Genomic DNA, 21,311 nt, shown 5'->3' with positions numbered 1-21,311 from the left:
GAGGCAACCGTGGTGCGACAGCGTGGGTACTGGCGGGAGAACGGCGACCAGATCAGTGCGCAGGAAGCCTGGGACATCTGGGCCTACCACGCGTACGACATCCTGGTCGAGGTCGCCGGGAGCTATCACGCGATCATCACCTACGGCGAGCTGAGGGACAGGTTCCAGGCCAGTTCGGGCATCCGGACGTCGGCTCTGCTCCAGAACTGGATCGGGGAGGTCCTCAACCGGGTCATCCGCGAGGCGCACCGTAGGGGTGATCCGCCACTGAGCGCGCTGGTCGTGCGGCTCGACGACGGAATGGTCGGCGGAGGGTACGAGGAAGTGCTCCAGGTGACTGGCGGGCCACCGGTGGCGGACGAGATCGCCCGGGAGAAGCACGCCGCCGCCGCCCGACTGGCCTGCTACCGCCACTTCGGGGCGGCTCTGCCGACGGGCGGAGGCGTGCCGGCGCTCGCACCGAAGCTCCGCGCGACTCTGAAGCGAAACGCCCCGGAGCCGCGCCGACCGCTCTGTCCGAGCTGCTTCGTCCAACTCCCAGTGATCGGTGCCTGTGCCTCCTGCGGCTGAGTGAACCAGTCGAGCTCCTGACGCCGCCCAGTGGCGTTGAAGCGGCGGGTCGTCACCGCTTGATGACCTGGCCCTGGGCGGGGTTCCGACCAACGCCACCCTGATCGCCACCCTCAGCGATCTGGCTGACCCGTGGCAGCGCAGCAGTGCCCTACCGACCCGCCTGGCGACCGCGACGCTCGCCGCCCGGCTCGCCGACGTCGACGCCGCCGCTGCGGTGCTTCGAGAGCCGGCCAGATTTGCCTACCTGTAGGGAGCCGACCCGGCCGGATCGGCAGATCAGCCGACGTCGGTGGAGTCGGCCGCGCAGTACGCGCACTGGTTCCGGCGTGCCGGACGTCAGCAGCAGCTGCCGCTCCTGGCACGCCCCGGACTCTGTTATCGCCCGCGTGGTCGCGGCTCGGTCACCGGCGCTGGCCCGCTGATCCGGCCTACGGGGGTGGCTGCCCGGCGGAAGCGGCGCGTACCCGGGGATCCGCCAGGGCGCGAGCCATGGCGGCCAGCAGCCCGCTCGCGCACAGGGTGGGGGCGCCCACCAGGAACTCCTCCCGCTCCATCCACTCGACCCGTTCGACGCCCGGGCGGTCGAGCAGCGCCTGATCCAGCGACCGCTCGGAGTCGTCGTCGTAGCACGACCTGGCTTCGTCACCGAGCCACAGACCCCAGTGAAAGGGACCGAGACGCACCGGACCGCTGTCCGACTCGTCGTGGATCTCCAGCCAGCGGTCGCGCGGCTCGGCGGGCACGACGCCGAGGGCGTTCGCGGCGACCAGGTCCGGCAGTGTCGTCCCCGGTTCGGTGGGCTCGATGGAGGGCAGCACCAGGTCGGCAAGCTCCTCGTGGTGCTCCGGGCAGGAGCAGTCCGGCCGCCGCGGTGGTGTCCAGTCGGCGGTCCGGGAGCTGGTTCCGCGAGAGGAGAACATGGCCGCATCGTAGGGGCGGACGATCGTGCCGTGGGGGCACGAGAAAAGGCGATCTCGAACACGTGATTCGTGCCTCCCGTATAGGTAAGGTGGCGCGGTGCAGAGTGGAGTGCAGGCGCAGGTGCCGGTGCTGTACGTCGCGGATGCCGACACGGCGCGACGCTTCTACGAGGTGTTCGGCTACGCCGAGGTCCGTTCCGGTGGTGACGGGGACTCCCACTGGTCGTACCTGCAGTGCGGCGAGTTGACCCTGCTGCTGGCCGCGGTCACTCCGAGGCTGATCAGCGTCGAGCTGCCCCTGCTGATCTACCTGTACGTCAAGGACCTGGAGCCGACGGTCGAAGGGCTCACCGCCGCCGGGCACACCGTCGAACGCGTCGGCTACCCCGAGCACGCCCCCGGCGGCGAGTGCCGTACCACCGATCCGGACGGCAACGTGGTGGTCTTCGGGCAGCGTCGGGCCGTACCGGCCCAGGCGCGGGTCGAGCAGCCCGGCGGCGAGGCCCGCTTCTCGCTGATCCGCGAGGCGGCCGAGGCGGTCAGCCGCCGCGGTGGCGCGCCGGCCCGCTGCCAGATCGGCGGTCCGCGCGGCGAGGCGTGCCCGGAGCCAGCCGAGGTGAAGCTCGCCGACTCGTGGGGCGAAACGGTGTGGGGTTGCATGGACCACGCCGACGAGACGCTGCTCAACGCGCGCGGCGCGTTCCTGGCGAGTGAGGACAGGATGGGGCTGGGGCCGTTCCTGCAGGCCCGGCAGGCCCAGGCGGACCGGGCCGCGCAGAGCTGAGTGGGGCCGCGGGCGTACAAGAATTCGCGTAGTTGATATCACTGCTCTCGGGGCGCGCCGGGCGAGATCACTTGGCTTGCGCGAACGCCACCGCGGCGCGCGTCCGGCCCGGAAGTGTCCGACCGATATGTCAGGATGGCGGCATGAGGACACCAGAGTTCCCCAAGGGCGCCCCGACCTGGGTTGACATCGGCACGACCGACATTTCGGGTGCCGTCGCCTTCTACACCCGGCTCTTCGGCTGGACACACCTGGATTTCGGACCCGACGCGGGCGGCTACGGAGCGTTCCTCAAGGACGGCCGGCAGACGGCCGGGATCGGCCCGGCGGCGGATCCGCAGCGCGGCACGTCCTGGGCGACCTATCTCGCTACGGACGACGCGACGGCGACCGCTGCCGCCGCGGAGGGCGCCGGCGCAAAGGTGATCATGGCACCGATGCAGGTGATGGACCAGGGCACCATGGCGGTCCTGCTCGACCCGACTGGCGCGTACGTCTCGATCTGGCAGTCCGGCAAGCACCGCGGTGCCGAGGTGACCGGCGAGCACGGCAGCCTCACCTGGGCCGAGCTCATGACGAGCGACATCGCGGCGAGCAAGGCGTTCTACACCTCCGTCTTCGGGGTCGCGACGCGGGACGTGGCAATGGGCGGCAACGAGACCTACACGCTCATCGAGGCCGGTGGGCAGCCCGTGGCGGGAGCCATGCAGATCAAACCCGACTGGGGACCGATGCCCTCGCAGTGGAGCGTCTACTTCGCCGTCGACGACTGCGACGCCACCGCGGACCTGGCCATCTCGCTAGGCGCGACGGAGAAGGTGCGGCAGGACTCGCCCGCCGGGCGATTCGCCACACTCATCGACCCGCAGGGTGGCGCCTTCTCGATCATCAAGAACGACCCGAACTTCTCCATGTGACGCTGCGGCCGGCCCACCGCTCCAGGTGGGCCGCCGCCACAGTGAGCCATTCCGCGCAAGGTTTTGATCACTGAGTGTTGTCATGTGGTGCGGGCGTGGTTGATTTGGAGGAGGACCAGGGCTGCGGTCAGTTTGCTGGTGTCCACTGCGGATCCCGGCCGATGAAGGCGAGCAGCTTGGCCTGGGTGTCGGCGTCGTCCTTCACCGGCACCCTGGGTCCATACTGTCCGGACGATCGGATGACGTCCTCCAACGGCTCCATCCCCGCCAGCAGCAGGGCACAGAATTCCGGATCGAGGCGGTCGTCCTGGCCGGTCGCCCGGGCCAGGTCCCAGGTGTGCATGAACACGTCCGAGGTGTAGAACTGGTCGATCGCGCGGTCCAGCGGCAGCTGGCCGATGTGCCGGTTGGACAGGGTCAGTTCGGCGGTCGCCGGGTCGTCGAGCAGCGCCTGTACGGCATCGACGTGCGCCTGCCAGGCCCCGATTGGGTCGTCGTCGACCGATGGTACGGCCGGCAGCCGCACGCTGGAGCCGCCGGCAAGGAACGACGGCAACCATTCGACGAGGTGACGCACGACGTCGCGGGCGGTCCAGCCGGCGACCGGACAGGGCGCGTCCCACGAGCGGGTGCCCCGGACACGGTCGGTGAACACCCGGCCGATCTCCCGATGCCGCTCGGCGGGCCGGTCAGACACTGCCATCGGCGAGCATCTCCTCGAGCTTGGCGTAACCCTCGTTGACCCCGACCTCCATGCCGCTGGCGAGCCACGCGTCACGGCTCTCAAAACTATCCACAAGGGACTGTGCGCGTAGACGGGAACGCCCGTTGCCGAGATCCTCGAACCACAGCGTCTCCAGCGCCACCCCGTCGGGTTGCCCTTCGAACGTGAACGTTTGCACGATCCGGTCGGGCCGGACCTCGTGGAAGCAGCCGCGGAATCCGTATTCCTCGCCGCTGCGGGTGGACACGAACCGCCAGCTGCCACCGGAGCGCGCATCCCACTCGACCACGCGCGTCTCCATGGCGCTCGGTCCGCGAACAGCGCAGGATCGGTGTGCGCCCGGAACAGCTGCTCGGGCGTACCGTTGAAGTCGCGGCTCATCCGGATGACCGGCACCTTCGGGTCGGCCTCAATCGTGGTTTCGGCGATAGTGTTCACGCCGCACTCCCCTTCTGCTCCTCGGTATCGTTCGGTGTCTCGTCGTTCATCCGCGCCAGCACCGCGTCGAGGCGGCGGTAGCGCTCCTCCGCTTGGCGCCGGTAGCGCTCGATCCACTTGTCCATCAGGTCGAAGACCTCCGCTTCCAGCCGCACCGGCCGAGGCTGCGGCCCCGGTGGCCGGCTCACCACCCCAGCGTCCTCGAGCACCTTGAGGTGCTTGTAGACCGCCTGCAGCGTCATCTGGTAGGGCTCGGCGAGCTGGTTCACGGTCGCGTCGCCCGCCGAGAGCCGAGCCACCATGTCGCGCCGGGTCGGATCCGCGAGCGCCGCGAAGATCCGCGACAGCGAGTCTGCCGTCATCGCCACCTCACCAGCTTTCAACCCCTCAGTTGAAAGGCACGCTACGCCCGTGCGGCGAGCCTGTCAACCGGAGGGTTGAAAGGCCAGCTCAGAACGGCGAAGCGACCGAGACTCCTATCGGCAAGATCGATCTCCGGGTCGCGGTCCGGGGCGTCTAGGGCCCCCGCCAAACACTGATCGGCGGTGGGCAGACTCTTTATGCGTGAGGCGAACGGGGTCCGAATCAGCCCGTCGACGGTGAAGCAGGCGAGCTGGCCGGCGCTGGTGGCCCGCAGCGTCCCGCTGGCCGGCACGTTGCCGCCGATCGCACCGATCGCGTCACCGAAAATCAGCCCGAGCACGCAGCCCCGAGCGGTCGCGAGCTGCTCTGCCGTCACCCTGGTCATGCCGCGAAGCGTAGGGGCGGGTGACACGGGAGCGGCTTGGGGCCGGGGTGCTCGTAGCGGGGTGGAGCCCGGCAAGTTGGACGTAGACCTCGCGCTTGGCGGTCGCCCGGCCGGCGCGGTTGATGACTTAGCCGGTCAGCCAGACCCAGCCGGAGTACGTCGGCCGGTCGCAGACGGACACCACCCGCAACGTCAGGGCCCGGTCCCCGGCGAACTGCACCGAGGCCCGGCCGTCGATGAGCAACAGGTCGCCGGGGGAGGGACGCACGACTACCAGCGGCCCTCGTTGGTGTGGTACTCCTGCGGCGGCCGGCACTCCCGGGCGTGCATGGTCTGCCAGTCGCGCAGCGCCCGCTTGAGCCGGTCGTTCTCCTGGCTGAGCATCCGTACCTCCTGGTGGAGGTCGTTCAGCTCGTCGGCCACCTGGAGCTGGAACTCGCGTACCTGATCGGGGTCGGCGCCGCGCCGACGCGGGTCGAACTCGCGGGTCCGCACCTCGTGCGGCGTCAACCGGGCCGGGTGACCGGTCCCGTAGAGCTGGCCACCTCGATACACCTGGGCCACGTCGTTCCTTTCCTATGCAGGTGGGAGCGGGAGAGGTCCTTTCGGTGGGTCTGGAAGGGCGGGCCGGCCGCATGCCGGCCGCGGGCGGCCCGCCCGCTCCGCCGCCGCAGCTCAGTTCAGCGGTACGGCAGCAGAGCAGTCCGGTGGGTCGGGGCGGGCACGCGCACCCGCCCCGACCAGGGGGATGAGCCGATCTCGTTGCCACGCGAGGAGCATCCCGCGATCAAACATATATGCCTAAGTAGCGGAACGCAACGCTTGGTTGTCCCGCCGGTGCGTGTCGTGATCAAATTGGCGTGCCACGCAAGGAGCGTCATGCCACAGACACCGGACTACATCCGGATCTCGGACGAGATCATCAAGGACCTGCGCAGCGGAAAGGTGCAGCCGGGGGAGAAGCTGCCCTCGATCGCTGACATGGCGGACCGCTTCGAAGTCAGTTCGTCGACCATCCAGATGGTCTACGTGCGGCTGGAGGCCCTGCGGGTGATCCGGCGGCATCAGGGCAAGGGCATCTTCGTCACCGATCCGAAGACCTGGATGCGCGAGCCCTGATCGCTGCTTCCCGCTGCCCCTTGATGGCATGAAGGAGCGACGGATTGAGAGACGTCCGTTCGGGGACGGCCGGTCATCGCAAGTGGATTCATGACCGTTCGGGCGGTGGTCACGAGATCAACTCCGGTGCACTCTTGGCCGTTGTGAGGGCCTTCGTGGGGGTGACGGACGAGAAGTGGTACCGCTTCCTGGCGGCTCGCCCCAGCCTGAACGAGGTCAACTTCTGGCGCCCGTCCGGCGGGGGATTTCGGGCGCTCACCCCCGGCGAGCCCTTCTTCTTCAAGGCTCACCATCCCCTGAACCGTGTCATCGGTGGCGGCTTCTTCAGCGGATTCACCCAATTGCGGATCTCTGAGGCGTGGGAGTTGTTTGGCGAGGCCAACGGTGTCGCCAGCCTCGATGAAATGCGTCGCAGCGTCAGCCGGTACCGCAAGCAGGCAATCGGCGTCGACGAGGACCCGGTCATCGGCTGCATCTTTGTCCGCGACACCACGTTCTTTCCGGACGAGTCCACCGTCGCACCGCCCCCGGGGTTCGCCTCGAACGTTGTGCAGGGGAAGACGTACGATCTTGCCGACGGCTCCGCAGCCGGTTACTTCGACCTGCTGATCCACCGCTTGATCGGTACGACGGTCGAGCTCGATCTGAGCGAGCCGTGGCACCGTCCGGGGCCGGTGTACGGCGATCCCAGGCTGGTGCCGCAGCGCCTCGGCCAGCAGTCGTTCAAGGCTGTGGTACTCGGGGCATACGGCCGGCGCTGCGCAATCACGGGCAACAAGGTTCAGCCGGTGTTGCAGGCCGCCCACATCCGGCCGCTTCCGAAGGGCGGCGAGCACCGCTTGGACAACGGTCTGCTTCTCAAGTCGGACGTCCACATCCTCTTCGACCGTGGCTACCTTGGGGTGGATCCGAAGTACCGGCTGATGGTCAGTTCACGGCTCCGCAGCGAATTCGGCAACGGCGACCAGTTTTACGCTAAGGCGGGAACGCAGATTGCCGTTCCGGAGCGGCGCGGCGACCGGCCGAACGGCGAGTTCCTGGAGTGGCACCTCGACACCGTGTTCAAGGCCGCCTAAATACATGCATGTAAGTGGTGGACTCGCCGACCTCGAATGCGAGTGGCGAAGGTCCACCGGCACAAGGCCGTGCAGCGGGTCCGCGCCGAATGCCCCGCTGTTCCTCCAACTCATCGACCAGCTACGGGAGGCGGGTCGGCTGCGACGGCTGGCCTCGCGCCCCGGCAACGCGGAAAGCCAACCGGTGGACCGCGTTTGGCGACGCGCTTGGCCGACGTGCCCACGGCCCAGGCCGTGCTCGCCGAGCCGGTGCGGCTGGCGTATCTGCCCTAGTTGTCATGGACGGCTGAGTCGGCGAGGTCCAGGGCGCCCGGATCGGGTCGTCCGACCACCGGCTGGCGACGAGGTTGACCCGCCACCCGGCCCGCAGCCAGACCAGCGGCCGGCCCGCTCCGGGCACGTCGAATACCCGCGGCCGCTACTTCACGCCACCGGCCGTGAGGCCCTCCACGATCCGCCGCTGGAACAGCAGCACCGCGATGACGAGCGGAATCGTTACCACGACGCCCGCTGCCATCTGCGTACCGAACGGCTGGTCGAACCGGTACTGCCCGGTGAACTGGGACACGATCACGTTCGCGGTCTTCATCTCGTTCTTGTTCACCACGCTGACCGCGATGATGAACTCGTTCCACGCCGCGATGAAGACCAGGATCGCGGTGGTGAACACCCCTGGCGCGGCCAGCGGCAGAATCACCTTGCGGAACGCCTGTGCGGGGGTGCACCCGTCGATCTTCGCGGCCTCCTCCAACTCGAACGGCATTTGCTTGAAGAACGCGGTGAGCAGCCAGATCGCCAGCGGCAGCGCGAAACTCATGCTCGGCACGATCATCGCCTGGTAGCTGTTGATCCACTCAATGTCCGTGAACAGTTGGAGCAGCGGCACCACCACCGCGATCCCGGGGAACATCGACATCGCGATGATTAGCGAGAGGATCAATCCCTTGCCGCGGAAGTCCAGCCGGGCCAGGGCGTACGCGGCGCTGATGCCGAGGATCAGGGTGAGCAGCGTCGTCGTGCCGGCGACGATGACGCTGTTGAGCAGCGCACGGCCGAACCCGTTCCCCGGCGAGAACGCCGCCTCGAGGTTCTCCAGCGACGGCGGCGCCGGCAGGAGCGAATTGGAGAACTGGTCGGATGGCCGCCGCAGCGCCGAGACCACCATCCAGTAGAACGGCGCCAGGCAGTACAGCACGATCGCGGCGACGCCGACGTAGTACAGCGGGCTGGTCCGCCAGCGCCGCCGCTTGCCAACCCCGGCGGCGGCCGTCTCAGGCAGCCGGGTCTCGGTGACCGACTTGCCGGCCATTTGGCTCATCGTGACCTCTCAATGCCGCGACCGGCGATGTCGGCGCCAAGGACCCGGACGAAGACGTACGCGACGACCGCGACGTAGATAAAGAGCACCGTCGAGTACGCCGCGGCGGGGCCGAAGCGCAAATTGTTCACTTCGTACCAGGACAGGATGGACAGTGTCTCCACCGACGCCTTGTGCGGACCGATGAGGACGAACGGCAGGTCGAACATCCGCAGCACGTCGAGCATGCGGAACAGCACAGCGACCACAAGTGCCGGCTTGACCAGTGGCAGGGTGATCCCCCAGAAGGTCCGCCAGGCGCTCGCGCCGTCGACCTTCGCGGCCTCGTACACCTCGGCCGGAATGATCTGCATTCCGGCGAGGACCAGCAAGCCGATGAACGGTGCCGTCTTCCATGTGTCCGCGATCACCACGGCCAGCCACGCCTGGAAACCCTCGGTGGTCCACAGCACGTTCGCGTTGAGGATGTCGTTGGCAACGCCGTCCGTCGCGAAGATCCAGCGCCAGAGCAGGGCAGAGATGGCGGTGGGGATGGCCCATGGCACGAGAATGCTGGCCCTGACCAAGCTGCGGCCACGGAACGCCTTGTTCATGATCAATGCCATGCAGATGCCGATCGTGGTCTCGATCACCACCGTGACGACGGTAAACGTGGTCGTGTTCCAGAAGGCGTTCCAAAACACCTCGCCGGTATCGCCCTTGAAGATGTTCGTGTAGTTGTCCAGCGAGAACGCCGTCGTGCGGGTGATGAGGCCGGTGTTCGGGTCGATGCCCTCGATCGACTTGACGAACGAGAGCCGCAGTGCGGACAGGATCGGGTACCCGATCACCAGGCCGAGCACGAGGAGGGACGGCGAGACCAGGTACGCCGCCAGCCGGCCCACGCCCTCGCGCCGGCCGAGGCCGCGCCCGGGCAGTCTGCGCTTCGTGTTGGTCGGCTCTTCTACCGAGGTCGTCGGGGTCAACTGTGGACCTCCCTGCCGAAATGTACCGGGCCGGGGCGTGACACCCCGGCCCGGCGACTTGGCTACTTGCTGATCGATTCGAGCTTGCTCTGGAGGTCCTTCAGCGCCTGGTCGGAGGACTTCTTACCGGTCAGGGCCGCGTACGCCTCCTCCTGGATCGCCAGGGTCGTGTCGCCGTACTTGACCACCCGCGGGCGGGCGACTGCGTTCCCCACCGACGCCTTGAGCATGGGCAGGTACGGGAACTTCTGCTGCAAACTCGGGTCGTCGTACAGCGCGGTGTAGACCGGCGCCTCCGACGTCTTCTCCAGCTGCACCTTCTCCTCGGCCTCGCTGGTGATGAACTTGATGAACTCGAGCGCGCTGCCCTTGTTCTTGCCGAACTTGCTGATCGCCAGGTTGAGGCCGCCGAGGCTGGACTTGCCCGGTCCACTCGCTCCGGGCAGCGGGGCCACCGCGAACTTGCCGTTGACCTTGCTCGAGCCGTCGGTGGCGTTCGCCAGGGAGTACTGGTACGGCCACTGCCGGTGGAAGATCAGCTTGCCGTCCTGGAAGGCCCGCCGGCCCTCCTCCTCCTTGTATGTGATGGCATCCTTGGGCATCACCCCGGACGCCAGGCCCTGCGCGAGGAAGTCCAGACCCTGCTTTGCCTCGGGCGTGTTCACGTTCGGCTTGCCCTGGTCGTCCACCACGACGCCGCCGGCGGAGTGCACGGCCTCGCTGAAGTTGACCGTGAGGCCCTCGTACTTCTCGAACTGGCCGGCGTAGCAGCCGATCCCGGGTGCCTTCGCCCGCACCTTCTGGCAGGCCTGCTTCATCTCGTCCCAGGTCTTCGGGGCCGAGGTGACCCCGGCGGCGTCGAGCAGGTCCTTCCGGTAGAACAGCAGCCCGGCGTTGGTGCGCCAGGGCGCCGCGTACAGCTTGTTGAAGTACTTGGCCGTTTCGATCGCCGGTTGGAGCATCTTGTCCATCGGGAACTCGCTTTCGGGCAGCTGCTCGATCCACCCGTTGGCCGCGAACTCGGCAGTCCAGACCACGTCAGTAGAGACGATGCTGTACGCGTCCGACTTCGTCTGCGCATTCTGGATCAGCTGTTGCCGCTGCGCGTCGGCGGCCTCGGGCAACTCGATCAGCCGTACCTGCTCGTTCGGGTGGTCCTTGTTCCACTTGTCCAACGCCGACTTGATGTAGCCGGATGTGTCCTTTCCGGTAGCCCACGTGATAGGGCCTTTGCCCTCCAATGTGCCTGGTTGAGCCTGCGTTCCGCCGCCGCCGCCGTCGTCACCGCCGCATCCGGCAGCTCCCACGACAAGTGCCAGTGTGCCGATTACAGCAATCGATAGCGATGAACCGCGTCGTGCTCGCATCACAGCTCCTCTTCGCGTCGCTTCTTCACGTCGCGTCGTCGCGCCGCCGCAGAGGGTGGGTCGGCCAACGCCAATCCGGCCCGTTAGGGACGCGCCGTCCGCGACGGTTCAGATCCTGAACCTGCCATATCCAATCTCTCTCGCAACGACCGGTCAACTGCCGTTACCGCACTGTCATCCGGATGATCTCTCTCCCCACTGGAGTCCCCACGTGACGTGGACACCGGGAGGGCTGAGTGGCGTCGTCGATGGTTGTAGACGGCGATCCAGCGGAAGACGCCTAGCGCAGGGATCCGGGACTTCCGGGAGCGCCGGCAGCACGGATCCGTCGGCAGCAGGGCAAGAGCGTCTGCGTCACCGGCCCGAAGACCTGGATGCGCGAGCGCGACCGCTAGGAGATGTCGCCGTCGCGCAGCGTCTCGCCGAGCGAATCTTCGAGCCGCTGCGCGGCAGCCCTCAGCTCTGTCGCCATCCGCCGCACGTCGCTGGCCAGGTTCTCACTGGACGTTTGGGCGACATTGCCCGCAGCGGTGCCGTCGGTGACGTTCTCGTCGTTGGCCACCCGCTGCCGACCGAGCCGGTCGGCGTGCTCGGCCCGCCGCAGATCGACGTCGAACTCGCAGTCGATCTTGACCAGCTCTTCCCAGTACGGCAGGACGACCTTCCGCACGCGTTCGTCGACGTCCACCCAGACGTGGGGCTGACACGTGAACACCGTGTCACCGCGCTGGTAGCGCCACGGGCCGGCCTCCGACAACACCCGCTCCAGGTCGACCTCCAGTTCCGCCGCCCGGTGCGCTGCGAAGTTGGCGGCGTGCTGGGCCGCGAGCGGCGTCAGCCGCCGGATGACGTCCGTCATGTAGTAGTGCGCGTAGCTGACCAGCGCCTCCCGGCGGAGATCCTCCGATGACCAGACGCACCGGGCGTGGATGTGGAAGTTGAACGTCCGACCCTGACCCGACACCCGGATCGGCGCCGGCGCGTCCAGTCGTTCGATCAGCGGGCCCGCGGGGGCCGAGGGGGCCCAGGTCGCCCCCGAGACGGGCGCCGTCTCCTGGAAGGCGTCGATCATGCGCCGCCAGCGCTCCTTCACCTTCCGCCGGAGCGGGGCGGTCCGTCGCCAGAGCGCCAGTGCCGCCTGGACCAGGTGCTGCCGAAAGTCCTGGGACCTGGACCCGGTGCCGTCGCTCATGTCGCTGTCCGCTCCGCGCGGGCCCGCTCCACTCCGACCGTTCGGCTCTTTCACTTCGGGCGACGACGGGGCCGGCCCCCGGCCGGGGGAGCCGCGCGCAGGCGGGTCGTCCCCGTCCTCGGTGGGCGCTGCCAGACCGCCGTCCATGCCTCACGGTAGCCATTGCCTGACCGATTTGTCCGCCGCCGTTGTCTGTGCCGCGCTGTGACGTCCGGATATTCCGACAAAATACCTTCATCGCTTCCGTCGGCCATCGACCTCGGCGCATGTGTAGATGTTCGGCCCATCCCCAGGTCCACTGTGAGCTGGTCGGATGGCAGGGACGGACATCGCCGTTCGACGACAGGAGGGACCGTGCGCACACCATCCCGTGCGTTGACGGGGACCACCGCGCTGCTGCTCGCGGCCGGGCTGGTCCTGACCGCAGGAGCTGGCGGCCAGGCGGCACCCCGGAACCAGACCCCGACCCAGGCCCCGCCCGGCGACCTGCCGGGGGACACCCACGACAGCAAGACCACCGACAACCGCAAGGGGCAGATCGCCCCGACCGACCGGCAGCGCGACCGGGCCGCCGCCCTCGGCGCCCGGGCCCGCTGGTCCACCTTCGGTACGCCCGCCACACTCACCTCGACCGGCCGGCCGCTGGCCACCGGCCTGCCCGCCGACCCGGCCGCGGCGGCCCGGGCCTACGTGGACGCCAACCGTGACCTGCTCGGGCTGACCGCCAGCGGCGCCGACGCCCTGGAGCCGTTGACCGTCGCCCCGATGGGCGGCGGCGCCACCGTCCTGTTCCGACAGCGCTTCGGCGACTTGCCGGCCGCGGTGGACGGCGTCCTCGCGATCGGGGTCCGCGGCGGCGCGGTGTGGCACGTCAGTTCCTCGCTTGCCCGGGACGGCGCCGCGCCGGCCCCGGCCACGCTGACCGCCGGGCAGGCGGAGCAGGCCGCCGCCGCCGACGCCGGTCTCACGAACCCGAAGATCCTGCGGACCTCGCTGGTCGCGGTGCCGACCGCCGACCGGGGCGCGCGGGCCGCGTACGAGGTGATCCTCGGCGCGGACCTCACCGGCGCGGACCCGGCCGCCTTCTCCACCTACGTGGACGCCCGGGACGGCAGCGTGCTGGTCCGGGAGAACCTCGTCGACCACGAGGCGGACAACCCGCAGTGGGAGGTCTTCCCGAACTCCCCGTCGACCGACCACTCGTCGGCCGACACCCGGGCCCGCTGGTGCTTCCAGGCCGGCGCCGGGTGCGACGAGGTCGTCGGCACCGCCGCGTCGCCGCTGCCCTGGGACGTCGACCCGGCCACCGGGGCGTCCACCCAGACCACCAAAGGCAACAACACCATCTCGGTGCAGAACTGGAACAGCAACGACCCATTCAGCGTGGGCACCGAGACGGCCACGCCGCGGCCGGACCGCAACTACGTCTACCCCTGGACCAACCAGTGGTACGAGCAGAAGTGCAGCCCGGACACCTTCACCTCGCCGCAGGCCAACGACATCGACGCGGCCCGGGCCAACCTGTTCGGGATGCACAACCGGATGCACGACTGGTCGTACCACCTGGGCTTCACCGAGGCGACCTGGAACCTGCAGCAGGACAACTTCGGCCGCGGCGGCCTCGGCGCCGACCCCGAGCAGGGCAACGCCCAGGCCGGCGGGATCAGCGGCGGGCCGCCGAACTTCGCCGCCCGGGACAACGCCAACCAGATCACCCCGGCCGACGGGGTCGCGCCGATCACCAACATGTACCTCTGGCAGCCGATCGCCGGATCGTTCTACTCGCCTTGCGTGGACGGCGACTTCGACATGTCGGTCATCGCCCACGAGTACGGCCACGCCGTCAGCAACCGCATGATCGCCGGCCCGAACGCCGGGGTCAGCTCGCCGCAGGGGATGAGCGAGAGCTGGTCGGACCAGCTGGCGATGGAGTACCTCTACGAGCACGGGTACGCGCCGGCCGGCCGCCGCGGGTTCACCATCGGCGAGTACGCCACCAGCGACCCGGACGCCGGCATCCGCAACTACAACATGAGCGACAGCCCGCTCAACTACAGCAGCGTCGACTACGACTTCGTCGGGCTGCAGGTGCACGCCTCCGGCGAGGTGTGGAGCGCCACCAACGTCGACATCCGGGCCGCGATGATGCAGCGGTATGGCGCCGGCGACGCGGCGCTGCAGAAGTCCTGCGCCAACGGGGCGACGCCGGTGACCGCCTGCCCGGGCAACCGGCGCTGGATCCAGCTGGTGTTCGACTCGTTCCTGCTGATGGCGGTCAGCCAGGTCAGCATGGTCGACGCCCGGGACGCGATGCTCGCCGCCGACCAGATCCGCTTCGGCGGGGCGAACCAGGACCTGCTCTGGAACGCCTTCGCCGCGCGCGGCCTCGGCGAGACCGCCGCCAGCACCGGCAACGGGGACGTCAACCCGAAGCCGTCCTTCACCTCCCCGTACGCGAACGAGGCGACGCTGACGTTCAAGCCGGTGGTCGACGACGTGGTCGTGCCGGGGGCGCAGCTCTTCGTGGGCCGCTACCAGGCCCGGGCCGTGCCCGTCGCGGACACCGATCCGGCCACCCCGCTGACCGACCAGGTGAGCCTGGTCCCCGGCACGTACGAGTTCGTCGTCCGCGCCCCGGGCCACGGACACGTCCGGGTCGGTCCGGTCACCGTCAAGGCCGGGCAGGTGCGCGACCTGCCGGTGCAGCTGGGGGTCAACCTCGCCTCCACCACCGCCGGCGCGGCGGTCAGCGGTGACGGCGTCAACCTGGCCCGGGTCGCGGACGACGACGAGGCCACCAACTGGGCCTCGCTCGGCAGCCCGGTGGCCGGGCGGCAGGTCACCGTCGACCTGGCCGGCGGCACCCAGCAGGTACGCCGGGTGCAGGTCAGCGCGATGCTCCGGCCGCCGGTCGCCGGCGACCCGGACGCCGGTACGCAGAGCCGGTTCTCGGCACTGCGGCAGTTCCGGGTGCTGGCGTGCACGGCGACGGGCACGGTCACCTGTGCCGACGCCGCCGACTTCCACGCCGTCTACACCAGCCCGGCGGACGCCTTCCCGTCGGTGGCGCCCCGACCCCGGGCGCCGGAGCTGATCACCCGGTCGTTCGACATCCCCCGGACGAAGGCGACCCACCTGCGCGTCGAGGTGGTGACCAACCAGTGCACCGGCGCGCCCGACTACGCCGGCGAGCAGGACGCCGACCCGCGGGCGGCCACCGACTGCGCGACCGCCAGCGTCCAGGCGTCCAACGTCCGCATCGCGGAGTTCCAGGCGTTCACCGGGTAGCCGGGAGGCGACCCGAGCGTGCGGGTGGGCGGGCCTCGAACCCGCCCACCCGCCACCCGGGGCGGCGCGACGGCTGCGGGTCGTGCCGCGGGTTCGGGGGGAGGAGGGACGGCGGGCGGTGGATTACTGACTGTCGTACGCATATGGTTGTCTGCCCTGTGGCAGGTCGCTCTGGCCGGCCCTCATCACAGGGAGAAATCTCATGACGACGGGAAACGAGCCGCTCGCATTTCTGGCGCGTGCGTTGGACCAGGCCGGCGAGGTGCTTGCCGGTGTCCGCGACGACCAGCAGGATCAGGCGACCCCCTGCCGCTCCTGGACGGTGGCGCAGCTCGGCGACCACCTGGTGCATGACCTGCACCAGTTCACCCTGACAGCGACCGGAGGCAAGCCGGACTGGTCCAAGCCGGCCCCGGCGGTGACGCAGGACCGGGCCGCCGTCTTTCGCAAGGGAGCCGCAGACCTGCTCGACGCATGGCGTAAAGCCGGCGACCTGACCGGAACGATCACCTTGCCGGGGATGGGCGAAGTGCCGGCCCGTTTTCCGGTCGACCAGCAGACCGCCGAGTTCGCGGTGCACGCCTGGGACCTGGCCAAGGCGACCGGCCAGTCGACCGACCTCGATCCGGAGGTCGGTCAGGTCTCGCTGGACTGGATCCAGGGCACACTGCGACCGCAGTTCCGGGCCAAGGAGACGGACGGCGGCGCGTTCGGCCCCGAGGTCCCGGTTGCCGACGACGCCCCGTTGTACGACCGTCTTGCCGCGTTCACTGGACGCCATCCTGGTCAAATCTGACGCGGTATCCAGTCCATGCTGGACATCGTGCCATCCGGCCACCGTCAGTTCGGATGTGCCGGCTGGTCGAGGATCGCGCTGAACCGCTCCTCGGCCAGGTCCAGCTGAGCGAAGATGTGCCGCTTCACCGGCGGCGAGAGCGGCGTGTCCGGCCGGGCGATCAGGTCCCGGAACACCGGCACCAGCGGCCGGTACTTCGCCGCCGACCGGGCCACCTTCGGCCCGATGGTGTAGACGACCCCGACCCCGTTGTCGGTGAAGTCGGAGACCTTGATGACCCGGGCCCAGGGTTCCCGGTCGAGGCTTGCCGCCACGTGCTCCCGGTACTGGAGGTTCCGGTCCCGCTCCGGGTCGTACGCCGGGTTGGTGACCGCGCCGACCAGCCGGGCCACCCGCGGCCCGAACCGGTCGGCGAGTGTGGTCAGCGCCGCCGCCGTCGGGTCGGCGGTGCCCGGGCCGGCCAGCTCGTCGGGGTGGTCCTCCACCGCGTCGTGCAGCAGCCCGGCGACGATCACGTCGATGTCGCGCACCTGGTAGTGGTGCATCATCCGGATCGCGACCCGCAGCAGGTGGTTCAGGTAGGGCTCCCGGACCCGGCGGTCGTCGCGGTGCAGCTCGGCGGCGAGGTCGAGGGCGGCGGTCAGCCGGTCCCGGGCGGCCGGGTCGAAGGCCCGGATCTCCAGCCGGAACCGCTCCAGCAGGCCGGGTTCGCCGTGGATCTCGGTGATCGCGTGCATCGGCATGGTGTCGAGGTGCGGCGGGAACTCCATGGCACCACTTATAGCGGATCTTCATTACCTGCCGGGTCCGGCGGTCACCTTCCCGACCGGTCAGGCGGTACCGGACAGTCGTTTGACCAGCCGGACGGTGGTCCCCTCCGGGCCGCCGTCGATGCTCGCCTCGTCCATCAGCCGAGCCATGATCAACCGGCCCCGGCCCCGCTCCGACCCCTCCGAGTGGGCCTCCCGCCAGCCGCCGGTGTCGGCCACCTCGATCTCCAGCCGGTCGGCCCGCAGCCGCCCCCGTACCGTGGTCGTCGCCCCGGGGGCGAACCGGTAGCCGTGCTCGATGGCGTTGGCGCACGCCTCACCGACGGCGATCAGCACCGCCTCGATGTCCGACTCGTTGGCGCCCAGGCCGGCGAGCCAGGCCCGCAGCGCCTCCCGGGTGGGGGAGAGCTGCGCCGGGTCGGCGGCGAGCGCGGCGTGGAACACCGCCGGTTCCCGGTGCCGGTAGACGAGCACCGCCACGTCGTCGTCGCGGACGTCCGGCAGCAGGTCATGCATGATCCGGTCGGCCAGCTCGCTCTCCGGCAGCTGCCGGCCCTCGGCGAGGCTGTCGACCGCCCGGGCGATGCCCGCGTCGATCAGCTCCCGTCGCCGCTCCACCAGGCCGTCGGTGTAGAGCAGCAGCGTCGAACCGGAGCGCAGCTGCGCCTCCGCCTCCGGGCGGCCACTGACCGCGACGCTGGCCAGCGGCACGGAGCCGGCCCGATCCAGCATCTCCGACGTGCCGTCCGGGTGCATCAGGATGCCCGGCGGGTGCCCGGCCGAGGAGTAGCGCAGCACCCCCAGCGACCGGTCGACGATCGCGCAGAAGACGGTGGTGTTGCCGCCGCCGGGCACCATCCGGGCGAAGTCGTCCAGCGCCGCCAGCACCTCCGCCGGGCTCTTGGCCTGCAACAGCAGCGCTCGGCAGGCGTTGCGCAGCTGGCCCATCACGGTGGCCGCGGTGAGCCCTCGGCCGACGCAGTCGCCGACCACCACGCCGACCAGCTCACCGGGGAGCGGCACCACGTCGTACCAGTCGCCGCCCACCTCGAGCGGCCGGACCGCGGGCTCGTAGCGCACCGCGAAACCGGTCGGCAGCCTCACCGGGCCGAGCATCGCGCGCTGCATGGCCAGCGCCACCGTCCGCTGTGTCTCGTAGGCGCGGGCCCGGGCCAGCGCCTGCGCCAGCGCGCCGCAGAGCTGCCGGACCAGCGGCTGATCGAGCGCCGGCAACGGTCGCGGCGGGTCCAGCTCCAGCCAGATCCCGCCCTCACCAACGCCGGGTTCGATCCGGGCGCCCAGGCCGGTGACCCGGCCCGCGTCGTCCCGGAGCAGGTACGGGTCGCCGTCCGGCCCCAGTTCGGCGAAGATCCGCCGCACCCGGTCGGACAATTCGACCCCCGCGCTCACCACCACCGGCGTCCCGGCGCCGTCCAGCGCGACCGCGACACCACGCGCGCCGTGGGCCAGGTCGGACAGCTCGGACAGGCCCGCGTCGAGCACCTCGCTGATGTCGGTGGCGCCGGCCAGCCGGGCGGTGAGCGCGGCCAGTGCGGCGTTGCGGGTAGCCGCGCCGACCTCGACCGTCACGTCACGCAGGGTGGCCACGAAGAGCCGACGGTCGGTGCGTGGCTCCCGTACCGAGTTGTAGACAGCCTCCACCCAGACTCGGTGGCCGTCGGCATGTCGCAGCGGCAGGGTCAGCCGGCCTCGTCCGGCGCGGCCCGCGTCGACCAGCGCCGAGGAGATCCGGGCCCGCTCGTCCGGCTCCAGCTCCGCGTCCGGCCACCACCCGTACGGCGGGTGCGCCGGCAGGTCCAGTCGGCCGACACCGACCAGCCGGCAGAAGGCCTCGTTCACCTCCACCAGCGTGCCGTCCGGCTCCACCACCGCGAACGCGTCCTGCAACGAGTCGACCAGCGCGGTGCGCCAGGTCGCCTCGTGGTTGCGCAGCCGGGACAGCTCCAGGTGGGCCCCGACCCGGGCCAGCAGCTCCTCCGAGGAGAAGGGCTTGGCGAGGTAGTCGTCGGCGCCGGCGCGCAGCCCCTCCACGGCCGCCTCCTCACCGGCCCGGGCGGAGAGCACGATGACCGGCACGGTCGCGGTGCGCGGGTGCGCTCGCAGCTCCCGCAGCAGCCCGAAGCCGTCCAGCCGCGGCATCATGATGTCCGTCAGCACCAGGTCCGGCGGGTCGGCCAGGGCCTTCTCTAGCCCGTCCCGGCCGTCCACCGCGGTCACCAGCCGGTAGTGCGGCGTCAGCAGCCCGCCCAGGAACGTTCGCAGGTCGGCGTTGTCCTCCACCACCAGCACGGTGGCGGTGTCGCGCGGGTGAGCGGGCATGGCGGCCGGCACCGCACCCCGGTCGCCGCCGGTCGGGGTCGCCCAGCTCATGGCCTCCTGCCGGTACGACGGCCCGACCGACGTCGCCCGGCCCGTCGTCCCGGTCGGCCGGCCGTACGGCAACCGGACCGTGAAGGTGGACCCCTCGCCCTCGACCGAGCGCACCGCCACCTCGCCGCCGTGCAGCCGGACCAGCTCCTGCACCAGGGCCAGCCCGATACCGGTGCCCTCGCTCGACCGGCCAACGCTGCCCCGGACCCGGTGGAACCGACGGAACAGCAGCGGCTGCTGGTCGGCGGGGACGCCCACCCCGGTGTCGCTGACCGACAGCGTCACCGCGTCGTCGTCACCGCCCAGGCGCAGCTGGACGGTGCCGGACAGGGTGTACTTCAGGGCGTTGGAGAGCAGGTTGACGACGACCTTCTCCCACATGTCCCGGTCCACGTACGCGGTGTGCGGCAGCGACCCGACGTCGACCAGGTAGGTCAGTCCGCCCTGCCGCATGGCGTGCGCGAACGACTCGGCGATGCCGGCGGTCAGGGCCGCGAGGTCGGTGGCGACCCGCTCCGCCTCCAGCCGGCCGCCCTCGACCCGGGCGAAGTCGAGCATGTCGTTGACGAGCTTGCGCAACCGTCCGGCGTTGCGGCGCACCAGTTCCAGCCGCTCGCGTTGGGCGGGTGGCAGGGGATCCCGCTGGTCGGCCAGGCTCTCCTGCACCGGGCCGGTGATCAGCGTCAGCGGTGTCCGCAGCTCGTGGCTGACGTCGGTGAAGAACTCCGTCTTGGCCACGTCCAGCTCGGCGAGCGCGGCGGCCCGGCGGCGCTCGGCCTCGTAGGCCAGCACGTCGGTCAGCGCGGTGGAGACCCGACTGGCCACCAGGTCGAAGAAGTGCCGGTAGGGCTCGTCCAGCTCCCGATACGGGCTGACGCCGAGCACCAGCACGCCGACCGGGCGGACCCGTCCGGTCGCCAGCAACGGCAACGCCATGGCGTCGTCCACCGGCACGGCGCGGTCCGGGTTGGGGCTGCGCCGGGCCAGGCCGGTGATCCGTGCCGGTCGTCCGGTACGCATCACCTCCGCCACCTCGGCGAGTTGACCGGGGGCGGGGAGCCCGTGCGCGGCCGGGCCGTCCTCGCCGTCGGCGCCGAACGACGCCACCAGGGTCAGTTCGTCGCCCGCGTCCCCGTCCGCCCCGGTGCGCGGTGCCTGGGCTGCGCCCTCGTCCCCGAGGAGCGGGTCCTCGCGGAGGTAGACCAACCCGAGCGGGAGGTCGGCGCGGCCGGCGGCGAGGATCCGGGCCGCCGCCCGGACGGCGTCACCGGCGCTGTCCGCCTCGGCGATGGAGAGTTCCCCCAGCTCGCGCAGCAGGGCCAGCCGGCGGTCGCCCACCACCCGGCCGGTCACGTCGCTGGTGGCCACGAAGACTCCGGCGACCGTACCGTCCTCGCGGTGCACCGGGCTGTAGGAGAAGGTCCAGTACGTCTCCTCCCGGTAACCGTGCCGTTGCATGAAGAGCAGCTGGTTGTGCGAGTAGGTGGCGCCCGCGCCCCGGAGCACCTGCTCGGTCAGCGGGCCGACGGTGTCCCACACCTCCGCCCAGCACTCCACAGCCCGTTGCCCGACCGCGGCCGGGAACTTCTCGCCCAGCACCCCGGTGTAGGGGTTGTTGAAGATTTGCACCAGTTCGGGGCCCCACCAGATCAGCATGGGGATCCTCGACGGCAGCACGGTGCGTATCGCCGCGCGCAGCTCCGCCGGCCACGAGTCCACCGGCCCCAACGGGGTGTCCGCCCAGTTTGTCGCCCGGTGCGCGGCGCTGGTCGGATCGGTGCCAGGGAACAGCTCGTCGATCGACAAGGGGTTGCCCGTCGGCCCGGCGCCAGCCCGGTCACCCGTCACGTCCCGTCCCCCCACCCCGTGCTGAGCAGGCGCGCATTGACCAGCGCCTGCCCGTTGATCCCCCATTGTCCCCGCCC

20 protein-coding genes are annotated in these 21,311 nt (G+C 70.2%); 7 read left to right on the top strand and 13 right to left on the bottom strand.

All coding sequences use genetic code 11. The features are described 5' to 3' along the window. The first annotated feature begins 9 nt into the window (after window positions 1-9). Window positions 10-570: a hypothetical protein gene (locus ACLQ2U_RS11835; protein WP_425750640.1), complete on the top strand. Its 561-nt coding sequence runs from the start codon at window positions 10-12 to the stop codon at window positions 568-570. Window positions 571-1,001: 431 nt separating this feature from the next. Here the strand turns inward: ACLQ2U_RS11835 and ACLQ2U_RS11830 are convergent, their stop codons facing one another. Then, window positions 1,002-1,493, bottom strand: a complete 492-nt coding sequence (locus ACLQ2U_RS11830) for a hypothetical protein (RefSeq protein ID WP_425750639.1) — start codon at window positions 1,491-1,493, stop codon at window positions 1,002-1,004. Between the two features lie 97 nt (window positions 1,494-1,590). Between ACLQ2U_RS11830 and ACLQ2U_RS11825 the strand changes: the two genes are divergently transcribed. Together ACLQ2U_RS11825 and ACLQ2U_RS11820 are read left to right on the top strand one after the other, a co-directional pair. Further along, entirely contained in the window at window positions 1,591-2,277 is a 687-nt protein-coding gene (locus ACLQ2U_RS11825) for a VOC family protein (RefSeq protein WP_425750638.1), read from the top strand. Window positions 2,278-2,420: 143 nt separating this feature from the next. Beyond that, window positions 2,421-3,194: a VOC family protein gene (locus tag ACLQ2U_RS11820; RefSeq protein ID WP_425750637.1), complete on the top strand. Its 774-nt coding sequence runs from the start codon at window positions 2,421-2,423 to the stop codon at window positions 3,192-3,194. 127 nt (window positions 3,195-3,321) lie between these two features. Here ACLQ2U_RS11820 and ACLQ2U_RS11815 read toward each other — a convergent pair whose 3' ends face one another. The 6 genes from ACLQ2U_RS11815 to ACLQ2U_RS11790 form a co-directional block, all read right to left on the bottom strand. Next, window positions 3,322-3,897: a TIGR03086 family metal-binding protein gene (locus ACLQ2U_RS11815; RefSeq protein ID WP_425750636.1), complete on the bottom strand. Its 576-nt coding sequence runs from the start codon at window positions 3,895-3,897 to the stop codon at window positions 3,322-3,324. Then, window positions 3,884-4,207, bottom strand: coding sequence for an SRPBCC domain-containing protein (locus tag ACLQ2U_RS11810; RefSeq protein WP_425750635.1), 324 nt, complete (start codon window positions 4,205-4,207; stop codon window positions 3,884-3,886). Before ACLQ2U_RS11810 ends, ACLQ2U_RS11815 begins: the two co-directional genes overlap by 14 nt. 145 nt (window positions 4,208-4,352) lie before the next feature. Continuing rightward, window positions 4,353-4,718, bottom strand: coding sequence for an ArsR/SmtB family transcription factor (locus ACLQ2U_RS11805; protein ID WP_425750845.1), 366 nt, complete (start codon window positions 4,716-4,718; stop codon window positions 4,353-4,355). 41 nt (window positions 4,719-4,759) lie between these two features. Next, window positions 4,760-5,104: a hypothetical protein gene (locus tag ACLQ2U_RS11800; RefSeq protein ID WP_425750634.1), complete on the bottom strand. Its 345-nt coding sequence runs from the start codon at window positions 5,102-5,104 to the stop codon at window positions 4,760-4,762. Between the two features lie 127 nt (window positions 5,105-5,231). Next, a complete protein-coding gene (locus ACLQ2U_RS11795) occupies window positions 5,232-5,372 on the bottom strand; it encodes a hypothetical protein (RefSeq protein WP_425750633.1) in 141 nt (46 codons plus the stop codon). Between the two features lie 2 nt (window positions 5,373-5,374). Beyond that, window positions 5,375-5,668 (bottom strand): DivIVA domain-containing protein, encoded by a 294-nt coding sequence (locus ACLQ2U_RS11790; protein WP_425750632.1) that lies wholly within the window; start codon window positions 5,666-5,668, stop codon window positions 5,375-5,377. Between the two features lie 315 nt (window positions 5,669-5,983). On the opposite strand from ACLQ2U_RS11790, the gene ACLQ2U_RS11785 reads away from it, so the two are divergent. Together ACLQ2U_RS11785 and ACLQ2U_RS11780 are read left to right on the top strand one after the other, a co-directional pair. After that, on the top strand, window positions 5,984-6,223 hold the full coding sequence (locus ACLQ2U_RS11785; protein ID WP_425750631.1) for a winged helix-turn-helix domain-containing protein: 240 nt from the start codon (window positions 5,984-5,986) through the stop codon (window positions 6,221-6,223). 161 nt (window positions 6,224-6,384) lie between these two features. Beyond that, window positions 6,385-7,299 (top strand): HNH endonuclease, encoded by a 915-nt coding sequence (locus tag ACLQ2U_RS11780; protein ID WP_425750630.1) that lies wholly within the window; start codon window positions 6,385-6,387, stop codon window positions 7,297-7,299. Window positions 7,300-7,717: 418 nt separating this feature from the next. Here ACLQ2U_RS11780 and ACLQ2U_RS11775 read toward each other — a convergent pair whose 3' ends face one another. From ACLQ2U_RS11775 to ACLQ2U_RS11760, 4 genes are all read right to left on the bottom strand, one after another. Next, window positions 7,718-8,608, bottom strand: a complete 891-nt coding sequence (locus ACLQ2U_RS11775; protein WP_425750629.1) for a carbohydrate ABC transporter permease — start codon at window positions 8,606-8,608, stop codon at window positions 7,718-7,720. A gap of 5 nt (window positions 8,609-8,613) precedes the next feature. Next, window positions 8,614-9,582: a carbohydrate ABC transporter permease gene (locus ACLQ2U_RS11770; RefSeq protein ID WP_425750628.1), complete on the bottom strand. Its 969-nt coding sequence runs from the start codon at window positions 9,580-9,582 to the stop codon at window positions 8,614-8,616. A gap of 62 nt (window positions 9,583-9,644) precedes the next feature. Continuing rightward, a complete protein-coding gene (locus ACLQ2U_RS11765; RefSeq protein ID WP_425750627.1) occupies window positions 9,645-10,949 on the bottom strand; it encodes an ABC transporter substrate-binding protein in 1,305 nt (434 codons plus the stop codon). Window positions 10,950-11,340: 391 nt separating this feature from the next. Beyond that, window positions 11,341-12,141, bottom strand: coding sequence for a hypothetical protein (locus ACLQ2U_RS11760; protein ID WP_425750626.1), 801 nt, complete (start codon window positions 12,139-12,141; stop codon window positions 11,341-11,343). 375 nt (window positions 12,142-12,516) lie between these two features. Between ACLQ2U_RS11760 and ACLQ2U_RS11755 the strand changes: the two genes are divergently transcribed. Next, window positions 12,517-15,429: a M36 family metallopeptidase gene (locus tag ACLQ2U_RS11755; protein WP_425750625.1), complete on the top strand. Its 2,913-nt coding sequence runs from the start codon at window positions 12,517-12,519 to the stop codon at window positions 15,427-15,429. Window positions 15,430-15,673: 244 nt separating this feature from the next. After that, complete coding sequence (locus ACLQ2U_RS11750; protein ID WP_425750624.1) at window positions 15,674-16,225, top strand: TIGR03086 family metal-binding protein; 552 nt, start codon at window positions 15,674-15,676, stop codon at window positions 16,223-16,225. Window positions 16,226-16,269: 44 nt separating this feature from the next. Here the strand turns inward: ACLQ2U_RS11750 and ACLQ2U_RS11745 are convergent, their stop codons facing one another. After that, window positions 16,270-16,995, bottom strand: a complete 726-nt coding sequence (locus ACLQ2U_RS11745) for an HD domain-containing protein (RefSeq protein WP_425750623.1) — start codon at window positions 16,993-16,995, stop codon at window positions 16,270-16,272. Between the two features lie 60 nt (window positions 16,996-17,055). Beyond that, window positions 17,056-21,234, bottom strand: a complete 4,179-nt coding sequence (locus ACLQ2U_RS11740; protein WP_425750622.1) for a SpoIIE family protein phosphatase — start codon at window positions 21,232-21,234, stop codon at window positions 17,056-17,058. Window positions 21,235-21,311 lie beyond the last annotated feature (77 nt).

It is taken from the genome of Micromonospora sp. DT47 (genome assembly GCF_049844475.1).
GTDB lineage: Bacteria > Actinomycetota > Actinomycetes > Mycobacteriales > Micromonosporaceae > Micromonospora.
Note: the sequence above shows the minus strand (reverse complement) of the source record. Positions and strands in the feature narration are given on the sequence as shown.

Excerpts from the sequence above, each read along its gene's own strand:
- ACLQ2U_RS11830 (WP_425750639.1), bottom strand. The coding sequence starts at position 1,493 with ATGTTCTCCTCTCGCGGAACCAGCTCCCGGACCGCCGACTGGACACCA.
- ACLQ2U_RS11820 (WP_425750637.1), top strand. The coding sequence starts at position 2,421 with ATGAGGACACCAGAGTTCCCCAAGGGCGCCCCGACCTGGGTTGACATC.
- ACLQ2U_RS11815 (WP_425750636.1), bottom strand. The coding sequence starts at position 3,897 with ATGGCAGTGTCTGACCGGCCCGCCGAGCGGCATCGGGAGATCGGCCGG.
- ACLQ2U_RS11805 (WP_425750845.1), bottom strand. The coding sequence starts at position 4,718 with ATGACGGCAGACTCGCTGTCGCGGATCTTCGCGGCGCTCGCGGATCCG.
- ACLQ2U_RS11800 (WP_425750634.1), bottom strand. The coding sequence starts at position 5,104 with ATGACCAGGGTGACGGCAGAGCAGCTCGCGACCGCTCGGGGCTGCGTG.
- ACLQ2U_RS11785 (WP_425750631.1), top strand. The coding sequence starts at position 5,984 with ATGCCACAGACACCGGACTACATCCGGATCTCGGACGAGATCATCAAG.
- ACLQ2U_RS11775 (WP_425750629.1), bottom strand. The coding sequence starts at position 8,608 with ATGGCCGGCAAGTCGGTCACCGAGACCCGGCTGCCTGAGACGGCCGCC.
- ACLQ2U_RS11765 (WP_425750627.1), bottom strand. The coding sequence starts at position 10,949 with ATGCGAGCACGACGCGGTTCATCGCTATCGATTGCTGTAATCGGCACA.
- ACLQ2U_RS11760 (WP_425750626.1), bottom strand. The coding sequence starts at position 12,141 with ATGAGCGACGGCACCGGGTCCAGGTCCCAGGACTTTCGGCAGCACCTG.
- ACLQ2U_RS11745 (WP_425750623.1), bottom strand. The coding sequence starts at position 16,995 with ATGGAGTTCCCGCCGCACCTCGACACCATGCCGATGCACGCGATCACC.